General features: G+C 61.1%; 11 protein-coding genes. 7 read left to right on the top strand and 4 right to left on the bottom strand.

What is annotated here, in order from left to right:
- Positions 1-11: 11 nt before the first annotated feature.
- Both AYK61_RS00315 and AYK61_RS00310 read right to left on the bottom strand, forming a co-directional pair.
- Complete coding sequence (locus tag AYK61_RS00315) at positions 12-503, bottom strand: flavin reductase family protein (RefSeq protein ID WP_121869385.1); 492 nt, start codon at positions 501-503, stop codon at positions 12-14.
- Positions 500-6,031 (bottom strand): carboxyl transferase domain-containing protein, encoded by a 5,532-nt coding sequence (locus AYK61_RS00310; protein WP_121872295.1) that lies wholly within the window; start codon positions 6,029-6,031, stop codon positions 500-502. The genes AYK61_RS00315 and AYK61_RS00310 overlap by 4 nt, the downstream gene beginning before the upstream one ends.
- A gap of 240 nt (positions 6,032-6,271) precedes the next feature.
- Between AYK61_RS00310 and AYK61_RS00305 the strand changes: the two genes are divergently transcribed.
- Both AYK61_RS00305 and AYK61_RS00300 read left to right on the top strand, forming a co-directional pair.
- On the top strand, positions 6,272-7,453 hold the full coding sequence (locus tag AYK61_RS00305; protein ID WP_220709095.1) for an acyl-CoA dehydrogenase family protein: 1,182 nt from the start codon (positions 6,272-6,274) through the stop codon (positions 7,451-7,453).
- A gap of 40 nt (positions 7,454-7,493) precedes the next feature.
- A complete protein-coding gene (locus AYK61_RS00300; protein ID WP_121869384.1) occupies positions 7,494-7,916 on the top strand; it encodes a nuclear transport factor 2 family protein in 423 nt (140 codons plus the stop codon).
- Positions 7,917-8,149: 233 nt separating this feature from the next.
- Here the strand turns inward: AYK61_RS00300 and AYK61_RS00295 are convergent, their stop codons facing one another.
- Positions 8,150-9,709 carry an aspartate aminotransferase family protein gene (locus tag AYK61_RS00295; RefSeq protein WP_121869383.1) on the bottom strand — a complete coding sequence of 520 codons (1,560 nt, stop codon included), beginning with the start codon at positions 9,707-9,709 and terminating at the stop codon, positions 8,150-8,152.
- Between the two features lie 43 nt (positions 9,710-9,752).
- Positions 9,753-10,166, bottom strand: a complete 414-nt coding sequence (locus tag AYK61_RS00290; protein ID WP_220709094.1) for a DUF4440 domain-containing protein — start codon at positions 10,164-10,166, stop codon at positions 9,753-9,755.
- An 89-nt stretch (positions 10,167-10,255) separates the two neighbouring features.
- Here AYK61_RS00290 and AYK61_RS27580 point away from each other — a divergent pair, with 89 nt between their 5' ends.
- The 5 genes from AYK61_RS27580 to AYK61_RS00270 are packed head-to-tail and all read left to right on the top strand — an operon-like array spanning position 10,256 to position 26,582.
- On the top strand, positions 10,256-11,833 hold the full coding sequence (locus AYK61_RS27580; protein WP_310886809.1) for a polyketide synthase: 1,578 nt from the start codon (positions 10,256-10,258) through the stop codon (positions 11,831-11,833).
- Positions 11,725-23,532, top strand: coding sequence for an SDR family NAD(P)-dependent oxidoreductase (locus AYK61_RS00285; RefSeq protein ID WP_310886808.1), 11,808 nt, complete (start codon positions 11,725-11,727; stop codon positions 23,530-23,532). The genes AYK61_RS27580 and AYK61_RS00285 overlap by 109 nt, the downstream gene beginning before the upstream one ends.
- 48 nt (positions 23,533-23,580) lie before the next feature.
- On the top strand, positions 23,581-25,338 hold the full coding sequence (locus AYK61_RS00280; RefSeq protein ID WP_121869382.1) for a type I polyketide synthase: 1,758 nt from the start codon (positions 23,581-23,583) through the stop codon (positions 25,336-25,338).
- A 48-nt stretch (positions 25,339-25,386) separates the two neighbouring features.
- On the top strand, positions 25,387-25,692 hold the full coding sequence (locus AYK61_RS00275) for a transposase (protein WP_121869381.1): 306 nt from the start codon (positions 25,387-25,389) through the stop codon (positions 25,690-25,692).
- A gap of 14 nt (positions 25,693-25,706) precedes the next feature.
- On the top strand, positions 25,707-26,582 hold the full coding sequence (locus tag AYK61_RS00270; RefSeq protein WP_259468148.1) for an IS3 family transposase: 876 nt from the start codon (positions 25,707-25,709) through the stop codon (positions 26,580-26,582).
- The last annotated feature ends 22 nt before the right edge of the window (positions 26,583-26,604 follow it).

Here is a 26,604-nt window from a genome sequence, read left to right as displayed (position 1 = left end):
TGCAGGGTAGATCAGAACCGCAGTCTGCGAAACTTGCTGCCGTGAAAAACGATCGGTTCGAGATCGCTCATAACCTCCAACGACCGGATGCGCAATAGCACGATGAGGTGGTCCCCAGCCGAAATCTTCTGTTCAAAAGTGGTTTCCAGCCATACCACCGAGCCACCCACGAATACCCCACCACCCGCGGTGACCATCAGATCAAGTCCCGCAAAGCGATCTCCGGTCTTGGCAGCGAGTCGACGAGCCGCGATGTCGTGCGACTCGGCTAGGACACTCACTGCAATGCTTGGCACCACCTCGAGCCTCGGCCATGTTGTCGATTTTTTCTGGAGGCAAACTGCGACCAGTGGTGGATCTATCGACACCGGAACAAAACTACTGGCCGCCATTCCAACGGGACGTCCGTCGATCTCTGCGGCGATTGCAACCACGCCGCTAGGAAACCGGCTATATGCATCGCGAAGCGTTGTCTGATCGAGGTCGATGTTTCTGAGCGTCACGGAACAAGCTCCCTCTTTCGTCGTGGTCTGCGGTCCGGCGTGGGACGGTCCGGGAACCTACCGCGATTCCGACTTCGCGCCATTCCGCGTTCGACGGCGGAAACCAGCTGCGGGCGCAGTTCGGCGGCGGGGACGATGTGGTGCACCGATCCGACGTTCTGTGCTCGCTGGATGTTGTGGATGGCCTCGAATTCGGCCGCCACTTCACCCAGTTTGGCGTTGCGGGCGTTCGCTCGCACGGTCGCGAGCTCGACGCGCAGGGCCGAGCGGGTGGCGTCGTCCTCGGCTGCGTTCAGTCGTGCTTCGAGTTCCTTGACGGTCGGGTCCGCTGCGGTGCGGGCGTTGACGTCGCGGGTGAACACCACTGCTGCTGCCGGGGCACCGCCGAGTACGGAGGCGAACGATCCCTCGACCGCGAGGACCTCCATGTTGTCGTTGAGCGCTCCGGAGAACACCACGAAAGCGCCTCCGTGGTAGCGGGAGACGACACAGAACACGACCGGTCCGTCGAAGTTGACGATGGCGCGGCCGATCTCGGCACCGTATTCGAGCTGGATGTTGCGCAGCGATTCCGGTGATCCGTCGAAGCCGGAGAGGTTGGCCAGCACCACGATCGGCCGGCTTCCGCTGGCGGCGTTGATGGCGCGTGCGGTCTTCTTCGACGAGTTGGGGAACAGGGTTCCCGAGGTCCACTGATCGGGGCCGTCGGACGGGAACCAGCCCTTGCGGGGGATGGCCCGTGACTCGATACCGATGACGGACACCGGGATCCCGGCGAGGTGGGCGTCGAACACCACGGAGGTGTCGGCGTCGGCCATGTCGGCCCAACGCTCGAGCACCGAGTGATCCTGGTCCACCACGGCGCGCATCACGGTGCGAATGTCGAACGGCTTCTTGCGATCGGGGTTGGTGACCGAGGAGAAGATGTCGCCGACGGTGGTGAAGTCGCTCGACGGGTGCACGTGCGGGTAGGTACGCACGTCGCGCTCGGTCGGGTCCGCAGTGGCCGCACGACGCGGGAAGCGTTCTCCCGGTGCGGCGTACGCGTGGTCGTAGTGCGCGAACAGGATGTCGCACGCGGCCCGCAGGTTCGGTGCCCAGTACTGTGCCTGGCCGTTGGGGCCCATGACGCGGTCGTAGCCGCCGATACCGAAGTTGTCCTCGGCCGAGACGCCGCCGGAGTAGTCGAGGGACTGCTTTCCGGTGAGCACCATCGCACTGTCTGGGGTCATCACCAGGATGCCCTTGGTGTGGGTGAGCATGGTGGCTTCGGCGTTCCAGTACGGCTGAGCGCCGACGTTGATACCCGCGACGACGATGTTGATCTCGCCGCCGGCCTGGGTGAAGGTGATGATGCGACGCAGGCCGCGCGAGACCCAGTCCATGTTCTCGGTGCCCGATTCCATGGAAATCGTTGCCCCGGAGGACAATGCGAACCATTCGACGGGTGCGCCGAGTTGCTCGGCGAGGTCGATGGCCGCGACGATCCGCGAGCACTCGGCCTCGGCGACGGTGCCGAGGGCCTTGGTCGGGTCACCGAACAGTGCGACGCGGGTGATGCCCTCGGGGTACTTGGCGGTGGGTGTGGTCGCCACGCCGACGATGACGCCCGCGGTGTTGCGGCCGTACGGGCGGTCGACCGGTGCGAGCACGCCGTCGGTGCCGAAGTCGTACTCGGTGAACGTGCCGCCGTTGCTGCTGAGCAACGGAATCAGCTCGTACGGGTAGACGGTGCCGCGAGCCTGCGAGCGTTGGACCTTCTGGGTGTACTCGTCGAGTGGACGCATCGGCTCGGTCGGCGGCGGCGTCACCTTGGCGACGATGCCTGCACCGGATCGGTACGACAGGCGCAACGCGACCTCGCGCGGTGTTGCGCCGGGTGTTTCGGCCAGACGTGCGATGAGGGTGATCTCCTCGAGGCCTGCCCCGATCGTCAGCGGCGCGATGTGCCGGGCGATCGTGGCGATGCGGTCGGCGGGAACGTTCAGTACCGGCCAGACGTAGAGCACCACCCGGTTGGCGTCGAGTCGCTTCTTGCCGCGTCCGGCCTGGGCCCGGCGGATTCCGTCGAGGCAGGCTGCGACTGTGCGCTCGATCTCGGGTACGGCGACGATGTTGCCGGCATCGTCCAACTGTGTTGTGACACCGCGGATCTCGGCCAGGGCAACCAGTCGCTCGTCGGAGGGGTTGGCCTTCGACGTCAGATGGAACAGGTACGTTCCTGCGCTGGCGGGCAACCGAACTCCGTCGAAGTTCTTCAGTCGCCACAGGTCCAGTCGTTGACCGGTCAGCGGGTGCATGTCCCGAATGATCGTGTCCTCGGCGAACACGGCTCCTATACCGGTTGGCCTCAACGTGATTTGGCGGGGAGTTCCGGATCCGAAAACTGTGAACGTGACTCGGCGCCATGCTCTTACAGGCGACTGTTCAAGGATTCTCTGCAGCTCCGCACTCAGGTCGTCTCCGTCGGCCGGAGAATCCGGCCAAAACAGATACACGTCGGCAACCCGAATCCCAGGTGTGGACTCAACGATCCCGTCGATCGCAGCCAGCGCCGAGTGCACCACGAACCGATCAGTCTGCACTGCGGCGACATGCACACGGACTCCGTTGAGCAGGAAAGCTCCTGTCACGAATTCTAAATCGTCCCGATTAAATGCTGCCACGTTCTCGAACTGATGAATTCCGTAGCACTGGCGTGTCATCACTTCGAGCATCACACCCGGATCGACATCCTCGTTGAGTAGATCGAGCAGCGGCTCGTCGACGTCGGCGACCTCTTGTATACGCGCCGAGTAGTCGGCGGCGTCGGGGTTCTCGGCGAGGTACTGCAGGCTACCGCGGACTCCGTCGTAGATCTTCTCGCGTGCACTGCGGATCTGTGGCTCGTCGAACAGTCGGAAGCGCAGGTTGCGGGCGACGTCGCCGATGACGGGGTAGCGGGCCTGGGTGGCACCGATGAGTCGCTCGAGTACCTCGGCCATGGCCGGGGTGGCTTCGGGCTGCGCCGAGCAGTCGCTGAGCCAATGGCCGAGCAGGGCCGCGATGACCGGAACCTGGTTCTCCATGCGCTGCAGTGCCAGGAAGACGCGGTAGACGGCCTCTTCGAGTTCGGGGGTACGGCCCTCGTCGATGGCGGCGTCGTAGTGCGCGAGTGCGCGAGTGAGCTTGGCGCGGAACGACTCCGGGAGCCCCTGAACGTCTGCGTCGAGCGACTGCATGAACGAGTGGAAGTGTTCACGCGGGGAGTGGACGCGCTCGTCGGTGCTCTCTTCGTCCATCGTCGGCCGGTTCCGCGAGAGTTCGCAGATATCGGCGAAGGTGTTCAGCAACGACAGTTCGGCGGAGACCAGTCCCGAGTCGTTCCGCGGCACGTCGGCGCGCAGAGTCTCGTAGGTGGACAACAGGTTTCGGGCGCGGGCTCCGCTGACATCGAAACCGGTGATGAGGGCTGCGAGTTCGTCGAGGCGGTCCAGGGCGCGGCGCTGCGGCGTACGCTGCGCGGCGTCGTCGATCCCGCGGAACTGCACGCGCGGTGCCTGCTCGGAGACCTTCTGCTCACCGGCCTGATCGACGCGCAGCAGGGCTGCTCCAGCGTCGACCTGTCCGTTGACCGAGGCCAGTACCTCACGCACGGTGCCCGCATACGGGGACCGGACGGCAGTTTCCATCTTCATCGATTCGAGGACGACCAGGGTCTGTCCCGCTTCGACCTCGTCTCCGACGGCGACCGGGACGGCAACGACAACGGCGGGAGCAGGCGCGCGGACCAGACCGGCCTCGTCCTGGGAGATCTGGTGGCTGATGCCGTCGACCTCGACGAGGAAGTGGGCGGCTCCGGCGACGGTGACGACCTGGTAGCGGTGGTCACCGATGACCAGTCGGCTCTCGTAGGCGCCGAGGCGTTCGACATCGACCTGCAACTCCCCGATGGCATCTCCGTCGATGCTGTAGCGGTGCGTACCGGTCTGGCCTACTTCGATCTTGTAGGCCTGGCCCTGGTAGTTCAGTTCGACGGTGCGGCCGATGGCATGGGTTGCGCGCGGGCGACCGCCGCGAGCCGAATTGAGGAACGCGGTGCGCTCGCGGCCTTCCTCGGCGTCGTAGGCGTCGATGGCCGCGGCGATGATGGCGATGTCCGCGACGGCCGTCGGGCCGACCTGGGAGCCGGCCTCGGTGCGGTCGAGCCAGCCGGTGTCGGCCGAGGCGGAGATGACTTCCTCCCGGTCGAGCAGGCTCAGCAGGAAGGACTTGGTGGTGGTGCCGCCGTCGATGACGACGGTGGTCTCACGCAGCGCGTTCCGCAGTCTCGCCAGCGCTTCGCTGCGGTCACGGCCCCAGGCGATGACCTTGGCGACCATCGAGTCGTAGTCGGGTGGAATCACGTCGCCCTGCGCGATGCCGGTGTCGACGCGGATGCCGGTGCCGAGCGGGAACTTGAGAAGTTCGACCGTGCCCGGTGCGGGCGCGAAGCCGTTGTCGGCGTCCTCGGCGTTGAGGCGAGCCTCGACGGCGTGACCGAACTCGGTGGGGCACTCGCCGGGCAGTGCCTGACCGTCGGCGACGAGGATCTGCAGCTTCACGAGGTCGATGCCGGTGGTGTATTCGGTGATGGGGTGCTCGACCTGCAGGCGGGTGTTGACCTCGAGGAACGTGAAGATCTTCTGCTCGGGCTGGTACAGGTACTCGACGGTTCCTGCGCCCTGGTAACCCGCAGCCTTGACGAGCTCGGCGGAGGCCGTGCGCAGCTGATCGGCCTGCTCCTGGGTCAGCAGCGGCGAGCTGGACTCCTCGATGACCTTCTGATTGCGACGCTGGATCGAGCAGTCGCGCACACCCGGAGCCCAGACGTTGCCGTGGCTGTCGGCGATGACCTGAACCTCGACGTGGCGGGCATCGGTGACCAGACGCTCCAGGAATACGACCGGGTCGCCGAACGAGCGCTCGGCCTCGCCCTGGGTGCGCTCGAGGGAGAGTTCGAGTTCGTCTTCGTGGAAGACCTTGCGGATACCGCGGCCACCACCGCCCGAGCGGGCCTTGATGATCAGCGGGTACCCGATCGCCGCTGCGTGACGACGAGCGTCCGCGCGGGTCTCGACCGGTCCACCGGACCACGGTGCGACGGGGACGCCGACCTTCTCGGCGAGGAGCTTGGCCTGCACCTTATCTCCGAGCAGGCGCATCGCGTCGGCGGACGGGCCGATGAAGGTGATGTTCAGTCCGGCCACGAGATCGGCGAACGTCGGGTCCTCGGCGACGAAGCCCCACCCGACCCACACCGCGTCGGCACCGGACTCGACCAGCGCGGCCTCGAGGACGCTGTAGTCGAGGTACGCCGAGCCGGTCGCGGGCTTGCGCAGCGTGACCGCTTCGTCGGCCTGGCGGACGAACATGGCCCGCTTCTCCGCCTCGGTGTGCAGCGCTACGGTGCGGATGCCGTAATCGTGTTCGGCGTTGAGCTCTCGGACAGCTCGGATCAGCCGTACTGCTGCCTCGCCTCGGTTGACTACTGCAATCCGCTTGAACAACGTATCTCCCAGCTGAAGAAGCTTCGTGGCTGCGACCATCTTGGCCGGTACTGAATCAAGTAAACCAACGGAAGCACCAGATCCAGTAATTGTTCGACTGCAGAGTCGACTTCCTTGGCAAGACGCCGAAATTACCAGAATTAGCGACCCGTGAGCGTACATAGGGCGTGCCGTGACCGCTCATAGCTAGCGTAAGTGGCAACCCAATCATTAGACCGGGGTCCTCGAAGGGGAGACAAAGTGACCACGACGGTAGCCATGGATGAAGCAGTTCTGAGCAGGGTCTGCGAACTCGCGCCAGTAATACGATCGAACGCACGCGCCGCCGAGGACGCAGGTTGGCTGACACCAAACACGATAGATGCCCTTACCGAAGCCGGCGTGTACTCCATGGCCGTACCACGTCGATTTGGCGGCCTTGAGCAATCTTTAGCTGATCAGAATTCTGTACTCGCAGAAATCGCACGAAGTTGCGGCTCCGCGGGCTGGGTTTCCATGGTTTGGGTCAGTACCGCATGGATGGTGTCCCTATTTCCAGACCGTGCACAAGAAGAAGTTTTCAAGGGTGGACGAGCGCGTGTGTCGGGGGGATTTACACCTGGTGGCACATTGATGCAGGTCGAAGACGGCTATATGCTTTCAGGATCATGGCCGTTCAACACTGGCAGTCGCGGTGCCGATTGGAATCTGATGGATGCTCTAGTCAAAGATCCAGACGGCGAGGTTGTAGGCGAATCTGTTGCACTGGTGCCCCTTTCGCAAATGACGTTATCTGACGACTGGAACGTATCTGCGGCCGGTGGCACTGGGAGCGTGACAAGCAAAGCCGATAATATTTTTGTCCCTTTTCACCGCGTTGCAGACGCAGAGGCCGCGGTAATGGGCACACTGTCGAACCGCTCGAATGCCGGCGCGACAGGACGGAATTATGGTCTGTACTCTTACGTACAAACCCAATCCCTCGCGACAGTCGCGGGGATGGGACAGGGGGCCTACGACCTGTTTGTCGATCGTCTGCCGGGGCGGGCCATCTCGCACTCGTCGTGGGACGACCAGTCCGACCACCCATTGACTCATATACATGTTGCAACCGCTGCAAACAAGATCGCTGCAGCGAAGGCACTGCTGGAGAAGATGACGACACTACTGCAGTCCAGAGCGGATGTCGGAGTCGAACCCAGCTGGCAGGAAAAAGCCGACATCCGCGGACAAGTTGCGTTTGGCATCGAACTCATTCGTGAAGCGGTCGACTTACTGTATCGCGCCTCTGGCGCGTCGGTTATCTCCAAAAATATTCCTTTGCAGCGATTCCATAGAGACATTCAAGGATTCGCACAGCACGGCCTTCTTCAAACAAACACCAGCCTGGAAGTTCAAGGCCGGATGCTGCTCGGTCTCGACCCTCAAAACCACTTTCTCTAAATACTACAAGACTGACGGACCGACTAGGAGACAATACAACATGACCGCTGAAGTAAAAAACATCGACCTCAACAATCTGGTGCTGACAGATGATCCAGAGCTGCAGAACGCAGTATTTCTTGCCGCGTTCAATTCGGGAGTTGGCTCAATTTTCGACAGCCTCTACCGCGACGACGCGATCTCGAATCTCACCGGCACTCCCCGGACTGGTTCTGATAGGACAGCGGGGATAACCGAACTACTATCCACGAATCCCCAACTCAGCTCAAAAGTAAAATATTCGCACACTACGGGCGACACGTCTCTGATCGTTGTGGAATTCGAGTTAAGTCTCACAGACGAGAATGGCCAAGTGACGCAACACAATGGAATCTGTACAGATGTTCTCGTGCGCGAAAGTGATGGCACCTGGTCGATGGCGATCGACAGGCCAATTATTCTGGATTCACATCCTATAGATTGAAGATGCCAAGAAACGGGTCGACCTCCTCGCACGAGCGTCGACCCGTTTCAGCTGCGAGATAGAGGGGCTTTGACGTAGGCTCCTCTCCCAAATTCTTCATCCCGCGTCGGCGGTTCTTCACGGCCTACGTCAAGTGCGCACAGAAATAGGGCACCCCTCTGTATTTCATTCCGTGGAGACGTCTTCTTCGTCCGAGCCGCTCAATATACGATCCAACAGATCACCAAACTGTATCAACCTGTCAGCAAGGCGGCTCCATCTCCCTTTCGTAGGAGTACACACAGACCACGAAGCGCTTCGCCTACCTGTGCGATTGCGGAATCGCTCAGGTTGATCGACGGCTCGGCCCTCAGCGTATGCGGGTTGCTGGCAGTGGGGAATATCCGAACTCCGTATTCCCGCAGCAGATACCCTGCGAATACATAGCCAATGATGCCCTGCGCCGCATTCTGGGAAAGAATCGGGTCAGCGGAATTCGATAGATCTTTGAGCTCGAAGCCCAGCATGAGGCCCAGACCGCGAACATCGGACACCACGTCGGGATACTGAGCACGCACCGATTCAAATTCAGCCCGCAGCGCAGCACCGCGCTCCTCGGCCTGTGCGTAGGCACCCCCGCCGTTAGCCTCGAGCATTCTGACTACAGACAAACCAAGATTGACAGAAAAGGCGTCCTTTGCGAACGTGGAGCTATGGAGTAGCTCGAACTGTCCATTGTATCGGGAAGAACGGATCATTGCTACCGATGACTTCGCGATGCCGCCACCTATACCCTTGGCGAGAAGTATGTAGTCTCCAATTAAGCCGATATGCGCTGCTGCGAAAAATTTACCGGTACGACCCATACCGCTTTGAATCTCGTCCACAATCACGGGAAACCCACCTGCATCTGCCGCGCTGCGAATCTCGTCCGCGAAATCTGGATCAAGAACTTTGATTCCACCCTCGCCTTGTATTGGCTCCACAAAGAAGCCCGCGATTCGCGGAACTGCCATTCCCGTCAGCCGAAGTGCGCCGTCAATTATTTCAGGCAATATAACCTCCATCCGCTCAGCGGCCAAGGCTGCCTGGACGGCTCCTGGTTTGATTGCGATAAATCTTGCCTGCGTAGCTAACCTGCTGAACGGCGTCCGATAGCCTGGGTTGTGAGTCATCTGCACACTACCCGCTAGTTTGCCGTGAAATCCACCTTCTAGCGCGAGAAACACCGGGCCCCGGGATAGCGAGACTTCGTTCGCGCGTTGTACAGTCCGAGCAACCTGATCGAATCCTGCGGAATTCGGCAATCCTAAGCGATCGTAGACATCCGATCCGATGAATGGCGCGAGATTCTCCGCCGCCCTCCAGGCCTCGACCACGTGAGCCTGCAGATCGCTGATACGGGTTCCGCGATCGAGCTCGGCATGCTTCATGGCAATTTCGACTGCCTCCGCACCACTATTCCCGAATAGTGCCGTATACGGTTCTTCGACTTTCAATTCTCGTTGTATCACTGAATTCAGCTCGATCGCGAGACTGTTGGCATAGGGATGGAAAGAAAATTGAGCATGAATGGGGACCTGGTCTGCCAGCAACTGACGCGCCTTTTCCACCAGCGCTGGATGATTATGCCCGAAAACTAGACACCCATAGCCGCCGACCAGATCAAGTACAGGTACTTCGATACCATTGTCAGTCCGATAGAATAGTATATCGCCGACGCCACGAACGTACTCGACATCCAGGCCAACGCTCGCCAGCATGCCGCGCATGTGTGGCTCGGATAGATCAACCTCAGTATTGGAAGCAGTCATGTTTCTTCTCCATCCCTGTTGTCGTTCTGAAGTGCATGTGTGATTAGGCTTCGCCGAAGGGGTTGTCCACGACATAGCGCCACAGGTCGTCTTCGCCCTTCCGCAGCACATCGAGGCCGAGTCCGGAATGGTGTTCGCCGGCCAATTTGCCGTCTCCGGGAATGTCGATCGTCCAGTCCACGACTAGTAGCGCTGTATCTCCAGTGACGTGTGACTCGCGAATTGTCGCCTGCATAACCGGCTTTCGCTCAAGGTGCGCGCGGACGACCGCCTCATGCTCGATACCGCGGACTGGCTTCCCAGGCTCCCACACCGAGATGGCATCGTCAGAATACAGGCTCAGCACGCCGTCGATATCGCCGGCGTTACTGCCATTTACGTAGGTCTCGGTCATGGCCAACGGGTCGGCGACAGGCCCAATCGGACGGTCCGCTGTGATTTTCTCTGATTTCATCATCTACTTTTCCGTTCGTCGTGCGATGCGGTGGCCCGCTCCGCTGCGGTCAACGTAACCGCGGATCAACTGACGGCGTTCACTGCTTGGTAATGGAAACGTCAAAAGTGAAAGCGGAGATGCAGAAACCTCTGAGTGACCACCTGACCGGTATGAATCAGATGTCCACCGATCACGTTCCAGCCGCCGCGAGAAAGCAGTCGAATGCTATGACGGATAACCGAGCTCGCACTAGCTCGACCCTGCAATCGGAACCGGTTGCCGTCATCGGTGTCGCATGCAGGTTTCCGAGTGCGCCGAATCCAACTGCGTTCTGGACACTTTTGCGCGATGGGGTGGACGCAGTCGGGAAAGTCCCCGCCGACCGATGGATCAGCATCTCCGGCTTGACGGACCGATCGGGTTCTCTTGCACACGGCGCGTTCCTGGATTCGGTCGCAGATTTCGACGCTGCATTCTTCGGTGTGTCTCCGCGAGAAGCCTCCGCGATCGACCCTCAACAGCGGCTGACATTGGAGCTCGTCTGGGAGGCTCTGGAGGACTCGAAGATTGTGCCGGCCGATCTCGTCGGGACAACGGCTGCGGTTTACGTCGGAGCGATGCGGGACGACTATGCAGAACTGGTTCACGCGACTGGCGAGTCGGTGATCGGCCAGCACAGTAACGCAGGTCTGCACCGAGGTGTTATTGCGAACCGCGTGTCGTATGTGTTCGGCCTGCGTGGAGCGAGCGTGGTGGTCGATACTGCTCAATCTTCTTCGCTCGTAGCGGTTCACATGGCATCAGAAGCTGTGGCCACCGGACAAGCACCACTGGCAATTGTGGCCGGATTCAATCTCAACATTCTCGCCGAGAGTGCGCTCGCTGCAGAACGTTTCGGAGGCCTTTCCCCCGACGGTCGCTGCCGCACCTTCGACGCACGCGCGAATGGATTCGTCCGCGGAGAGGGAGGCGCAGCAATTGTGCTCAAGCCGCTCTCGACTGCCCTAGCCGACGGCGACGACATATACGCGGTAATCAGAGGTAGCGCTGTGAACAACGATGGTGCTACTGAGGCGCTGACGGTTCCGAGCCGAACCGCACAAGAAACAGTCATCCGAGCGGCACACGAGCGTGCAGGAGTTCGCCCCGATGAAGTTCAGTACGTGGAGCTGCATGGCACCGGAACACCGGTGGGCGATCCCATAGAGGCAGCAGCACTCAGCTCAGCCGTTGCCTCCGCGCGCACGACACCGCTCGCCGTCGGATCAGTGAAAACCAACATCGGTCATTTGGAGGCTGCCGCGGGCATGGCAGGCCTGCTCAAGGTTGTCCTGGCGATTCGCCATCGGGCAATCCCCGGCACGCTGCATTTCGAGACCGCTAACCCGAAAATTCCGTTGTCCGACCTCAATCTGAGAGTACAAACCGGGTACACCGGCTGGCCGGCCGCCGACGCGTCGCTGGTAGCTGGAGTCAGCTCCTTCGGGATGGGTGGAACCAACTGTCACATTGTTGTCTCCGAGCCCCCACCGACTCACCTCGAGACCACCCTGACGCCGTCGAACGCCGCTCGGACCTGGTGGCGATTCCGATCTCGGCCCGCTCCTCTTCAGCCCTACGTGACCAAGCAGCTGCTCTCCTCGGCTACACAAGGAGCATCGCGGATCTGGGCTATGCGGCCGCAGTAACACGTACGCATTTCGAACAGCGGGCGGTGATCGTGGCTGCGGAGCGGTCCACTGTCGATGATGGACTATCTGCACTGGTCAATGGAATTCCGCACCCTGCTGTTGTAGTCGACACGGTCCAGGATGCCGGAGTCGGTGTGCTCTTCACCGGTCAAGGTGCACAGCGAGTACGCATGGGAGCTGACCTGGCAGCGCATCATCCTGTATTCGCCGAAGTGTTTCATCGGTTGATCGGAAAGTTCGATGGTTTAGCTGAGGTGATAGCTACAGGCAGGGACCTGGATCGAACAGAGTTCACCCAGCCTGCGCTGTTTTCTTTCGAGGTTGCCGCCTATGCACTCGTACTGTCCTGGGGCGTAAGCCCGGAAGTACTGATCGGGCATTCGGTCGGAGAAGTCGCCGCTGCTCACGTTGCCGGCGTCTTGTCGGAAGTCGATGCCTGTGCACTGGTTTCCGCACGGGGAAAGTTGATGGGCATGCTGCCGGAAGGCGGTGCCATGGTTGCAGTGGAGGCAGCTGAAGAGGCGGTGGCCGACACCCTCAAAGACGGCGTCGTAATCGCTGCTGTCAACGGGAGGCACTCGCTCGTGCTTTCAGGACCGGTAGATCCGATTCTGACAGCTGCTGAAACGATGCGCCGTCGTGGCACGCGGGTAAGACGTCTTGGCGTAAGTCATGCCTTTCACTCTCCACTCATGGATCCCATGTTGGCCGAGTTCGGTTTGGTTGTAGCTAGTTTGACGTTGAATCCACCGCGTATACCGATTGCATCAACAGTCACCGGCCAGCTCGTGACCACCGAAATGACCACCCCCGAGTACTGGGTTCGACAGGTGCGTGAGCCGGTCCGATTTCTCGATGCTGTGGCTGGGCTGACCGTTTCGACCCTGCTGGAAATAGGTCCCGATGCCGCCCTGACGAGCATGGTCCCTGACTGCGTGATGGAGGGCACCGATACCCGCGCCATAGCCCTTCAACGATCCGACCGGCCAGAGCACGATTCCGCGGTGATGGCTCTCGCCCGATTGCACTCGCGTGGTGCCGACATCGACTGGGCTACGTTCTATCGAGGCGCTGATCCAAAACCGATAGCCCTGCCGACTTACAGTTTTCAGCGAGAGCGCCATTGGATCGACCATGTCGCATCGACGCACCCGACTAAAGCGACTCGAGGAAGTCGGCAAGACTCACAGAGCGGTACTCCGACCGCACACACCGCCAGCGCTCAGGCAGTCACCGCCGCTCTGGTACGCGCACACGTCGCAGCGGTCCTGGGCATCACCGACCCGGAAGCCGTTCCAGCTCACACTCCGCTCCGTGACCTTGGCTTCAGTTCTTTGATGCTGACCGAGTTGCGAGATGCCCTAGCCGGCGTCGTAGGTCAGGAACTGCCTGCGACAATTCTCTTCGACTACCCGACCACAGCGGCGTTGGCCGAGCACCTTGTCAGTACGGGAAAACCGAACGACGTCGACCAGAACGACGGCGACAAATGCCGGCGTCCGACGGAAACCGACTCGATAGCCATCGTTGGTATGGCCTGCAGGTACCCAGGCGATGTCTCCACACCGGAGGACCTTTGGAATCTGGTCTTCAACAGGATCGACGCAGTTGGTCCGTTCCCAACGGACCGGGGCTGGTCGGCCGACCTGTACGACCCAGACCCTGACGCCTCCGGAAAAAGCAGCGTCAGAGAAGGCGGATTTCTCACAGGTGTAGCCGACTTCGATCCGGCGTTCTTCGGCATCTCGCCACGCGAGGCGCTGTCAATGGACCCCCAGCAAAGGCTGTTGCTGGAAACCGCGTGGGAGGCCATCGAACGATCCGGTGTCGAACCAGGTGCTCTAAAAGGTGCTCGTACCGGTGTGTTCATTGGCGGCACCAGTAGCGACTACGGATCCCGTATGCACGAGGCACAGCCCGAGACCGAGGGCCACATCCTGACGGGACTCGCGCCCAGCTTGCTCTCTGGCCGTATCGCGTATCAATTCGGCCTATCGGGTCCTGCGCTGACCGTCGATACCGCGTGCTCCTCATCGTTGGTTGCTCTGCACTTGGCCGTGCAATCTCTCCGTTCCGGCGAGGTCGATACAGCACTCGCTGGTGGTGCCGCGGTCATGGCAGCACCCGGCATGTTCCTGGAATTCTCGCGTCAACACGGTCTCTCTGCGGATGCGCGCTGCAAATCTTTCGCAGACGGTGCGGATGGCACCGTGTGGGCCGAGGGCGCAGGAATCTTGGCTTTGATGCGCGAGTCCGATGCGCGCCGCGACGGACGACCGATCCTGGCCGTGATACGCGGCTCAGCCATCAACAATGACGGTGCCTCGAACGGTCTCACAGCTCCCAGTGGCGCTGCTCAGCAAAGAGTAATCCGTCGTGCGCTGGCGGACGCGGGGCTCAATTCTGATGACGTAGATGTGGTCGAAGCACACGGCACCGGCACTCCACTCGGCGATCCGATCGAAGCCGAAGCGTTGGCCGCCGTCTATGGGCAGGGACGCGCAACTCCCCTGTTACTAGGCTCGCTCAAGTCCAATACCGGCCATACCCAGGCTGCCGCGGGAGTGGGCGGGGTAATCAAAATGGTCGAGTCGATGAGGCGAGGCATCGTGCCGGCAACGCTTCATGCCGACAATCCAAGTTCTCGGGTGAATTGGTCGTCGGGAGCGGTCGAGTTGGTGACAGTCAATCGCCCATGGCCGGAAACCGGCCGCGTACGTCGAGCGGGTGTCTCGTCGTTCGGCATCAGTGGAACGAACGCCCATCTCATCCTGGAGCAGGCCACCCCGTTCGCCATCGCTGCCGAGCCCGATTCGTATCCAGCTCCATGGGTTCTGAGCGCGAACTCACCTGCATCCCTCGAAGCTATGGCGGGCGTGCTGGGCGACGCCATCTCCGATATCGATGGAGGGGCAGTTGCAGCAGCATTGGCGGCGCGGCCACGCTTCGAGTATCGGGCCGCAATTGTCGGTCGTACACCGGAGGAACGGCAGGCCGGTCTGGCCGAACTGGCCGAAGGGCACGAGTCCGCGGCTGTCGTTCGTGGGTCAGCAACCACAGCAGCACGAACTGCCTTCATTTTTACTGGACAGGGCTCGCAGCGTGTGGGCATGGGTTTGGAGCTGGCAAAAGCCTTCCCTGTATTCGCACAGGCCTATGGTGACGCTATCGCCGCGCTGGATGTGCAGCTAGATCGACCTTTGTGGGACGTCATCGCAGAGGGTCCGGACGAAACTCTGGAGCGGACCGAATACGCGCAACCCGCATTGTTTGCATTCGAGGTAGCCCAAGCCCGACTGCTGGAGGCCCATGGCCTGGACCCGGATCTCGTCGCCGGTCATTCCGTCGGCGAATATGCCGCTGCACATGTAGCTGGTTTGTTGGATCTCGAAGACGCTGCGCAGCTGGTCGTCACTCGTGGTCGGTTGATGCAGTCGGCGCAGACCGGCGGAGCGATGATTGCGATCGCCGCGGCCGAACACGAGGTATTGCCGACGCTCGCAGAGTTCGATGGTCGCGTGACGATCGCAGCCGTCAACGGCCCGAGCTCTGTGGTGGTCGCGGGTGACGCGAAAGCGGTCCGCGCGTTGGCTGAGCAGTGGTCAGCTAGAGGTCGACGCATCCATCCATTGCGAGTGAGTCACGCCTTTCACTCACCGCATATGGACAGCGCACTCGACGAGTTTCGTGCGGCCGCGACAAATGTACGGTTTCTCGAGCCGACGGTGCCGATGGTTTCCACGGTCACCGGAGCGCTCGCCGATGCGGTTACTCTGTCCACGCCGAACTATTGGTCAGATCAAATTCGGGCGGGCGTTCGCTTCCATGACGCCCTTCTTGCTCTGTCCCATGCTGGAGCCACGGTCTTCGTAGAGGTAGGACCGGATGCTGTGCTCACCGCACTCGCTTCTGCGGCACTCCCCGGTGATGCCACAGTTTTCGCGACCGCACGCAGAGGACATTCCGAACCGGAGACCGTCATGCGCGCTGTTGCAGGTGCGTATTCCCGAGGTGCATCGTTTGCACTACCGTCCCGCGAACCGGTCAGCTTGCCGACCTACCCATTCCAACGAGACCGATTCTGGCTGTCCAGTCGCCGTCGAGACATCGCCGAGCGTGGTGTTGGCCCGATGGCACATCCGCTGCTGAACAATCCAGTCGACCTCGCCGAGGGCAACAGCGTGGTGTTCTCCTCGGTCTTGTCGATCGACGAACAACCGTGGTTGGCAGACCACACCATTGCCGGCACCCTGCTTGTCCCCGGCACCGCACTGCTCGAGCTTGCGGCTGGCGCCGGCCGGTACGTTGGTTCGTCCTCCATAGAGGAGCTCACGTTGGAGAGACCTCTTCCAATGAGTACCGGCGCGGACGTTCATGTGCAGGTCACTGTGTCCGACGAGCACGTCGTCACCATCCACTCCCGCCAGGGAGACACGTGGGTCCGCCACGCCTCCGGAACTCTGGGCGAGGAGCCTGCAACGGGCCAGCCGCTGACCGACTGGCCGCCACCCGGCGATCCGCAAGCCGTCGACGACATCTATGACAAACTAGCTGACCTCGGCTACCAGTACGGGCCCTCTTTTCGCGGCTTGACAGCACTCTGGCGCGATGGCAACGACACATATGCTGAAGTTCACCTCCCGAAACCACTGAGCAGCAAGTCCTTCGGCGCACATCCCGCACTCCTCGACGCCGTACTACACCCACTCGTTCTTACCGCCGCCGACCAGCACGGTGAGGTCAAACTGCCATTCTCGTGGGCGGGCGTACGCATCATCCGCCCGGAAGTGTCGGCATACCGGGTAAAAATCAGCCTCACAGGCAAGGACATCGCCACCGTAGTCATCACCGACACTATGGGTGCGCCAGTCGGGACAGTCGAGTCGCTGTCGTTGCGTCCTGTGGAGAGGTCCACTCTGGACGGGCTGGTAGACAGTCTGTTTCAGCTGTCTTGGGTCGCAATTCCCAAACCGACACCTTCCGGCATTCCAGTTAGTCTTCTCGACGCCGAAGGGAAGACGCCCTTCGCTGCAGCCACTTCAGTCTTGGCGAGGGCGACAGAGTGGATGAAAGCAGATCATTCCCCAGAGGAACGACTCATTGTCCGAACTCGAGGGGCCGCTGCGGACAACACCGCTGTCGATTTGGCAGGTGCTGCTGTGTGGGGCCTGGTCCGCTCGTTACAAAGCGAGCACCCGGACCGATTCATCCTCCTTGACAGTGACGGCGAGGACGACGTTGCCGAGATCGTCGCAACCGGTGAGTCGCAACTGGTTTCGAGAAGTGGGGCGCTACACGTTCCTCGACTCACCAAGGCAACGCCTACCGTGATCTCCCCCGACCTGAGCAAGGGGACAGTTCTGATCACGGGCGGAACAGGCGGGCTGGGCGCACTACTGGCACGACATGTGGTCGCCGAACATGGTGCGACCGACTTGGTACTCGTCAGCCGGCGGGGCCCAGAAGCTCCGGGAGCGCTCGAACTCATCGCAGAGCTGACTGCGCTCGGAGCAACCGCCCGCGCGGTTGCTGTCGATGTCACCGATCGCGAATCCCTCGCCGGTCTGATCGATGAGATCCCTCATCTTTCGGCTGTCGTACACACTGCGGGCGTTCTCGCTGACGGTGCCGCTACTTCACTGACCGATCAGCAGTTCGCCGATGTCCTCGGACCGAAAGCGGACGCCGCACTCCTGCTTCACGAGTTGACCCTCGATCGCCATCTGGTCGCGTTCATTCTCTACTCGTCGGTCTCCGGACTGGTCGGAACCGCTGGACAGGCCAACTACGCAGCCGCGAATACAGTTCTCGACTCCCTGGCTGCACACCGCCGAGCTGCCGGACTACCCGGAACATCCTTGGCCTGGGGTCTGTGGGACGGTAACGCAGGCATGGGCTCTGCGCTGACCAGCTCGGACATGGCCCGCTGGACACGATCTGGCTTCGCTCCGTTAGAGACCGAGCACGGGCTCGCACTATTCGACTCATCGCTGCGCACTGATGCCGCAGTTATCGCGCCAATTCACTGGTCGCCCTCGACCATCGACAGCATCGACATTCCAACCGTCCTGAGTGGACTGGCTCGGCCCGCCCGCCGCAATACCGGCCGGCCGGCCGGCTCTGCATGGGTGACCAGTACTGCGATGCTCCCGGAGTCTGCTCGGGTCGAGGCGGCCCACCGACTGGTGAGAGAACTGACCGCAACCGCGCTCGGACACGACACCGCAGCGACGGTGGACTTGACCGCTGCCTTCAAAGATCAAGGATTCGACTCACTTGCGGCTGTGGATCTGCGCAATCGACTGACCTCAGCGACCGGGCTACGCCTGAACGCTACGGCAGTCTTCGACTATCCTTCGCCACGAAAGCTCGCTGACCATCTCCTTTCTTTACTGGTGGTCAACGCGCCGAACGAACCTACATCGATTCCGAACTCCCACTCGATCAATGACCCCATTGCCATAGTCGGCATGGCATGCCGCTATCCAGGCGGGGTCGACTCACCAGAATCTTTGTGGCAGCTTGTTTCTGACGGTATCGACGCAACTTCGGAATTTCCGACCAACCGTGGTTGGGACGTCGACGGGCTCTACGATCCCGACCCCGACCATATCGGGACCAGCTATACAAGACACGGCGGATTCCTTCACGACGCAGACTTGTTCGACGCCGATTTCTTCGGCCTTTCTCCGCGTGAGGCTACCGCCACCGATCCGCAACAGCGATTGCTACTGGAAACCGCATGGGAAACGTTCGAGAACGCGGGAATTGACCCAAATGCGTTGCAAGGAAGTAGAACTGGCGTTTACACCGGGGTGATGTACGACGACTACGCCTCCCGCCTGAACGCTGCACCAGCCGAATACGAGGGCTTTCTACTCGCCGGCAATACCTCCAGCGTGATTTCAGGTCGTCTTGCCTACAACTATGGGTTGGAGGGACCGGCGATCACCGTCGACACCGCGTGCTCGTCGTCATTGGTTGCCTTGCATCTCGCTGCACAGGCTTTGCGCAATGGGGAATGCGACCTGGCTTTGGCCGGTGGCGTGACCGTAATGTCCGGTCCCAACACCTTCGTCGAGTTCTCACGCCAGCGTGGTCTCTCGCCTGACGGAAAGTGCAAGTCTTTCTCCGAATCCGCGGACGGTACAGGATGGTCGGAGGGCGTCGGACTACTACTGGTCGAACGTCTATCGGATGCAATTGCCCGCGGTCATCGAGTCCACGGCATTGTCCGAGGCTCGGCGGTCAATTCCGATGGCGCATCCAACGGTTTGACGGCCCCCAACGGACCGTCGCAAGAGCGGGTCATCCGTGATGCTCTGGCAGCGGCAGGGCTCCGCACCGGAGACGTCGACGCCGTCGAAGCACACGGCACCGGCACCCGACTCGGAGATCCGATCGAAGCGCAGGCCATCATGGCAACCTACGGAGCCGACCGCGACGCGAATCATCCTCTTCTGCTCGGTTCCCTGAAGTCGAACATCGGTCATTCACAAGCAGCTGCGGGAGTCGGCGGCGTAATCAAGATGTTGATGGCAATGCGGCACGGTGTACTACCTCGCACGCTACATGTCGATTCTCCCTCGTCACAGGTGGACTGGGACGCAGGGGCAGTCGAGCTTCTGACCACTGCGCGCGAATGGACCGCAGACCGACCGCTTCGCGCCGGCGTGTCATCGTTCGGTATCAGCGGCACGAATGCACATGTGATTCTTGAGGCACCAGAGCAAGAGATACGACACGAGAATGCGGCTCGTCCACGCAGTCGAGAACTCCTCCCGTGGGTCCTGTCGGCCCGCGACGCCGATGGTCTGGCAGACCAAGCAGTCAAACTGCGGGCTTACGTCGCCGATCGTCCTGAGCTGAACGTTGCTGATATCGGCTTCTCGTTGGCAACTACGCGTGCCAAGCTCGAACACACAGCCCTTGTCCTCGCCGCGGATCGAGAGCAATTCATCAACGGTCTCGAACACATAGCCGCTGGCGAATCTTCGCCCTCGGTTTTCACTGGCAGGCGAGCAGGTTTGGGAAAAATTGCGTTCCTATTCACCGGCCAGGGTGCACAACGAGTCGGGATGGGTCGCGAACTATACGAGAAATCAACGGTGTTCGCCGATGCTCTGGATGAGGTACTGAACCATCTGGATCATCGTCTGGGGACCTCTCTGCTGGCGATCCTCTTCGCTGCTGAGGGTGATTCGGACTCCAAGATGCTCGACCAGACGCTCTTTACTCAAGCGGCTACCTTCGCTCTGGAAGTTGCACTGTACCGATTCGTAGGACATCACGGTGTGCAACCAGATGTGGTCATAGGCCATTCGGTTGGCGAGATCGCCGCCGCACACGCAGCCGGGATCCTCGACCTCGCCGACGCATGCACACTCATCGTAGCCCGTGGCAGAGCAATGCAGACCGCGCGTAATGACGGCGCGATGATGTCTCTGGAAGCGAGCGAGGCCGAGACCGTTACGGAATTGAAGAAGGTGGTGGGTGTTGACGTCGCCGCGTTCAATACCCCGACTTCCACCGTGGTCTCGGGGGACGAGCATTCGGTGGAAGCAGTCGGTAAACACTTTCGGGAACAGGGAAGACGAACCACATCCCTGAGGGTCAGCCACGCCTTCCACTCCACTCACATGGATGGAATCCTCGAATCGTTCCGAGCCGACATAGCCGACATCACTTTTCGTGAACAAACAATCCCGGTTGTATCCAACGTAACGGGTCGCATAGCCGAATCGGGACTGTTGCAGAGCGCGAACTACTGGGTCGAACATGTGCGTAGTCCGGTCCGATTCGTTGATGGCGTGCAAACTTTGGAGACCGAAGGGGTCACCGAATTCGTCGAGTTGGGTCCTGATGCCGTACTAACAGGGTTGGTCCACGGAACCACTACCCGCAACGCACATTCGGCAGTCTCGCTGCTGCGAGCAAACAGATCAGAGACAGCCACTGCCCTCTCTGCCCTAGCGGCGCTCAACACCCGTGGCGTGCATGTCGATTGGTCGGCCGCGCTACCCCAGGCAAATTCGATATCGTTGCCCACCTACGCATTTCGGTCCAAACGTTATTGGCTTCCCGAAGCTGCGAGCATCCGGAACACGGGACGCGCGCGCGACAGTACTGACAATCACCCGCTACTCGACACGATCGTGCAGCTCGAGGGAGGCTCGATCGTGTTGATCAGCAATCTCTCGCTGCAACGAGTTCCATGGCTCGCCGACCATCGAATTCAGGGCAGCACCATGCTTCCCGGGGCGTTGCTCATCGAGTTGGTGCTACGCGCCGGGGAAGACCTCGGACTACCCAGTATCGGCGACCTGACGATCGGCGCTCCAGTCCTGCTTTCAGCCGATGAATCGGTCGAAGTGCACGTCACGGCTTCGCCCGACAACGGCAAGGTGACAGTTCGGTCCCGCGATGAAGACGGTGCGTGGACCCTTCATGCCGAGGGCACGCTTGTCCCAACTTTGGATGCAATCCCACTACTCGTGCAAGCGGATCAAAAACTCGAGTTCGACTACGATGCATTGACCGAATACGGCTACGACTACGGCCCCGCGTTTCGCGGTTTACGTGAACTGCACCGAGGCGAACAAGACCTACTGGCCGAAGTGGAGCTGTCCGGGCCCCTGCGTGCGGAAGCTGCCGCTTTCGGGGTGCACCCGGCATTGTTGGATGCGGTGTTGCATCCGCTGCTATTCCTCGACGACAGGCCGTCGGTTCTACCGTTTTCATTCTCCGGCATCACACTCCACGTCGCAGGGGTCGAGGCGGTCAAGGCACATATCTCCGTCGCCGTCAGTGGCGATGGTTCTCTATCGGCTGCCGTCTCCCTCCTCGGCCCGAGTGATGTGCTGGTCGCATCGATCGAAGCACTACTGCTCCGCCCGATGCTCGCAGTATCAGCTCCCTCGCGCGGACTACATCGACTGACGTGGCGCGAACTCCCACATGCGCCCCACTCACCGCAGCTGCCTCCTGTCGTCGTGAACCCTCCCACGTTATCGAGCGTTGTGGGCTCGCCTGCATACGTGGCTTTGACGATCGCCGACGATGCGCGTTCGTCAGTCCACAGCGTTCTTGCTTCAGTACGAAACTGGCTGTCCGAGAGCAGGTTCGATGAATCAACTCTGGCAATAGTCACCCAAGGCGCACAGGTGGAGTCGGCGGACCCGGCTGGAGCTGCGGTATGGGGTTTGATGCGCTCCGCCATGACCGAGAATCCCAATCGATTCGTATTGGTCGATCTCGAGCGTGCGAGCGACACCGCTGCGCTCCAAACAGCGCTGGCTTCCGGTGAACCGGAGGTCGCAGTCCGCGGGGACAGAGTGTTGGTCCCCAGACTGGCCACAGTCGTACCAGAATCGGTCGACCCGGATTGGCACAGTGGTCCAGTTCTGGTTACGGGTGCTACAGGTGCCCTTGGCGCTGTGATTTCTCGACATTTGGTCACTAGGCACGGTGTCGAAGAGCTGATCTTGCTCTCCCGCCGGGGTCTCTCAGCTCCCGGGGCCGCAGACTTGGTAGACGAGCTGACCAATCACGGTGCCGTGGTAACCGTGTTGGCATGCGACGCATCCGATCGTAACGCTCTGGCCACAGCATTGGACGGACGTACAATAGGTTCGATCGTGCACACCGCAGGAGTGCTGGCCGACGGTCTCATCACGACGTTGACCGAGGACCAAGTCGACAAAGTCCTTGCTCCAAAGATTGCTGCCGCCTGGAACTTGCACGAACTGACGCTGGACCGAAAACTGTCTGCTTTCGTGCTCTATTCTTCGGTTGCAGGTCTGCTGGGCACGTCCGGCCAGGGAAATTACGCTGCGGGGAACTCGTTCCTCGACGCTCTGGCCGTCCATCGACGGGGTCTGGGTTTACCCGGATCGTCGTTGGCTTGGGGTCTTTGGGCGGATGGCTCTGGAATGGCCGGCGACCTGACAGATGCCGACCTTCGTCGATTAGCGCGGGCCGGACTACCGCCGCTGTCGACCGAAGAGGCGTTGTCTCTGTTCGACCTCGCTGTCGGTGGTCAAAATGCGGTTGTGTCGGTAACAAGACTCGACCTGGCCACCCTGCGCTCCCAGGATGGACCGAGGCCAGCGGTACTGAGAGACCTTGTCCCAGAACGAGTCGTGCGGGCCCACGCGTCGACACTCGCTGTGGCGGGCGTATCCAAGAACATGCACAGCGCGCTGATCGAGCTGTCCGACACCGACCGCGCGACGGCTCTCCACGATCTGGTCGTTGCGGAGACGGCCAATGTGCTCGGGTACGGAGATCCCGACGAGGTTGCACCCGACCGTGGCTTCTCCGAGCTTGGATTCGACTCGTTGACTTCGGTGGAGCTGCGAAACCGGTTGGGCACTGCCACCGGTCTACGACTTCCTTCGACGATGGTGTTCGACCATCCCAGTCCGGATTCGATTGCGACATACCTGTACACGCTCTTTCATAAGCCTTCAGGTCCATCGCTGATGGAAGAACTCGATCGCCTCGCAACTCTGATCACGAAAAGTGCTGGGGTTGAGATCGGTTCGGCTGCCCCGAGACTGCGTGAGTTGGCAATGCTGGCTGAAACAACTGCAACTTCGCCGCCCCCGCGTGCGTCCGCCGACGAGCTTTCCGACGATGACCTCGACACGGCCAGCGACGAAGAGCTGTTCGCAATGCTCAACGAGCTCGACTGATCCGAGATCGAGCCCTCCCCCACGACCACCTACGAGCAGGAGAACACCGTGGCCGACGACCAAGAACTCCGTACCTATCTCAAACGCGCCATCGCTGACGCCAGAGAAGCTCGGCGGAAGCTGCGCGAAGTCGAAGACGGCGTCCACGAACCCATCGCAATCGTTGGGATGGCGTGCCGCTACCCGGGCGGTGTCAGCTCACCGGAAGAGTTGTGGGACTTGGTTGCTGACGGAGTGGACGCAGTCGGACCATTCCCGACCGACCGGGGCTGGCCTTCGGATCTGCACGACCCGAACCCCGATCGAGCTGGCAAGGTGTACACAACAGGTGGAGGATTTCTTTCCGGAGCCAACGGCTTCGACGCCAGCTTCTTCGGCATGTCGCCACGCGAGGCCATGGCCGTCGACCCACAGCAGCGGCTTCTGTTGGAGACCACTTGGGAGGCCGTCGAACGCGCGGGTATCAACCCGATAGCGCTGCGTGGTAGCCGCACTGGTGTGTTCATGGGCGTGATGTACAACGACTACGGATCTCGTCCCGGATTGTCACCGAAAGAAGAGGGTTATCTGTTCAGCGGGAGCGCGGGAAGCATTGCCTCAGGCAGACTCTCGTACACTTTTGGATTCGAGGGTCCTACGGTCACGATCGACACTGCATGCTCCTCTTCTCTGGTTTCGCTTCACCTGGCTGCAGCTGCGTTACGCCGCAATGAATGCAGCTTGGCTGTGGCCGGCGGAGTCACCGTCATGTCGACCCCGACCGCTTTCATCGAGTTCTCTCGGTTACGCGGATTGTCCGCCGACGGCCGTTGCAAGTCTTTCTCCGACGACGCCGACGGAACAGGATGGTCGGAGGGGGTTGGTGTGTTGGTCCTGGAGAAACTATCCGATGCAGAGGCCAACGGGCACCGCGTTCTGGCTGTAGTCCGCGGATCGGCGGTCAACTCGGACGGCGCGTCCAACGGACTCACCGCGCCGAGTGCGCCAGCACAGGAGCGGGTAATCCTGCAGGCGTTGTCTGACGCTCGTCTGGTACCGCAAGACGTCGACGTGATCGAGGCACACGGCACAGGTACGACTCTTGGCGACCCGATCGAAGCCCGGGCGGTACTCGCAACTTACGGCCAGAGCAGATCTGGGGCAGCACCGGTTCTGCTCGGCTCTCTCAAGTCCAATATCGGTCATGCACAGGCCGCGGCTGGAGTCGGCGGCATCATCAAGGTCGTTCAGGCAATGCATCACGGGACAGTGCCGAAGACGCTGCACGTCGGTGTCCCCTCGTCCCACGTCGACTGGGAGTCCGGAGACCTCGATCTGGTCACGGAAGCCCGGCCGTGGCCGGAGGTCGGGCGGCCAAGGCGAGCTGCTGTGTCCTCGTTCGGATTCGGTGGCACCAACGCCCACGTAATTCTCGAAGCACCGAGCTCGACCTCAGCGAACTCTGATCTCGCTGAACCTCAGCGGGGACGAATTTGGGCGGCGCACGCGGCGGATTCGACGGACGGGCAGCGCTCGAGCATGCCAGTGCCGTGGGTGCTGTCCGCCCGCACCAGTGAAGCCCTGGTCGAACAAGCGCGAAATCTGGCGGACTGGGCGGAAACTGCGACGGTCTCGGACCTCGATGTCGCCACGGCATTAGCTCAACGCCGGGCGGCGTTACCTCTCCGTGCGACTGTCACGGGCTCTGATCGTGAGTCTCTGGTGGCCGCGCTACGCGGTGTGCGAGGCGGCGTGGCCGCTCGACCAGGAAAGACTGCTTTCGTATTCAGCGGACAAGGTAGTCAGCGTGAGGTTCCCCCCGGATAGTGGACACCGAGCTAGCAGGACCACAGGTTCCGCTGGAAGGATGTCCTCATGTCCCGCAAACGCAGGTCGTTCACGACCGAGTACAAGGTCGAGGCCGCACGCCGGGTGATCGATTCCGGCCGCACCATCGCCGAGGTCGCCCGTGAACTGGGCATCAACGAAGCTTTGCTCGGACGCTGGGTCGCCGACGAACGCCGCCGTATCGAAGCCGCAGCTGCATCCGGTGATCAGCCGCTGACCGCCGCGGAGCGCTCGGAGCTCTCCCGGCTCCGTAAGCAGGTTTCCGAGCAGGAGAAAGACATCGCGTTCCTGAAAAAAGCGTCCGCGTACTTCGCGGCGAATCAACAAAAGTAGAGCTCTACGCGTTGATGGCCGTGGAGTGCGCGAACTCCGCAGTTCACCGGATGGCACGACTACTGGAAGTGTCGACCTCAGGTTTCTATAAACACCAAGGACGCAGTGTGACAATAAGATTGGGAGAACGGCAGCAACGACGTACAGATCTGGAGGTGAAGATCCTCGACATACACCGTGAGTCGAAAGGGGTGTACGGGTCGCCTCGGATCACCGCTGAACTGCACGACCGCGGCGAGGTGATCGATGACAAGACGGTCGCGAAGATCATGCGCTCACTCGGCATCGTCGGGATCAGCCCGCGCACGTTCAAGGTTCGCACCACCGTGGTCGATCCCTTCGCCTCGTTCCCCGATGATCTCGTGCAACGCCGGTTCGACCAGGGCCGCCTCGATGCGGTGTGGACATCGGACATCACCTACCTGACCTGCGGTGAGGGTGATATGTACCTATGTGCAATCAAGGACGAACACTCGAAGAAGGTCCTGGGTTGGTCGGTGGCGGACCACATGCGCACCGAGCTGGTTCTCGAAGCATTGGACATGGCCGTCGCCGAACGCGGTGGCGATGTCGCCGGCACAATCATGCACTCGGACAGGGGAAGTCAGTACACGGCAGAGATCATGAAGCAGGCGTGCGAACGATATGGGCTGCGGCGCTCGATGGGGGAAACCGGTATATGCTGGGACAATGCCGGCGCGGAGAGCCTGTGGTCGACCTTCAAACACGAGTACTACTACCGCCACACCTTCGCCTATGCCGCTGAATTGATTGCTGCAGTTGACAATTGGATGAATTTCTACAACACTCGCCGTAGGCACTCCACAATCGGGATGCTCAGCCCCGCCAATTACGAACAGTCACTGATCGCGCCTGTCATGGCCGCGTAACCACTGTCCACTTTTCGGGGGG

Source organism: Rhodococcus sp. SBT000017, assembly GCF_003688915.1.
In the GTDB taxonomy this organism is placed as follows: Bacteria; Actinomycetota; Actinomycetes; order Mycobacteriales; family Mycobacteriaceae; genus Rhodococcoides.
The sequence above is the reverse complement of the archived record's forward strand: the minus strand, read 5'-3'. Positions and strand labels throughout refer to the sequence as shown.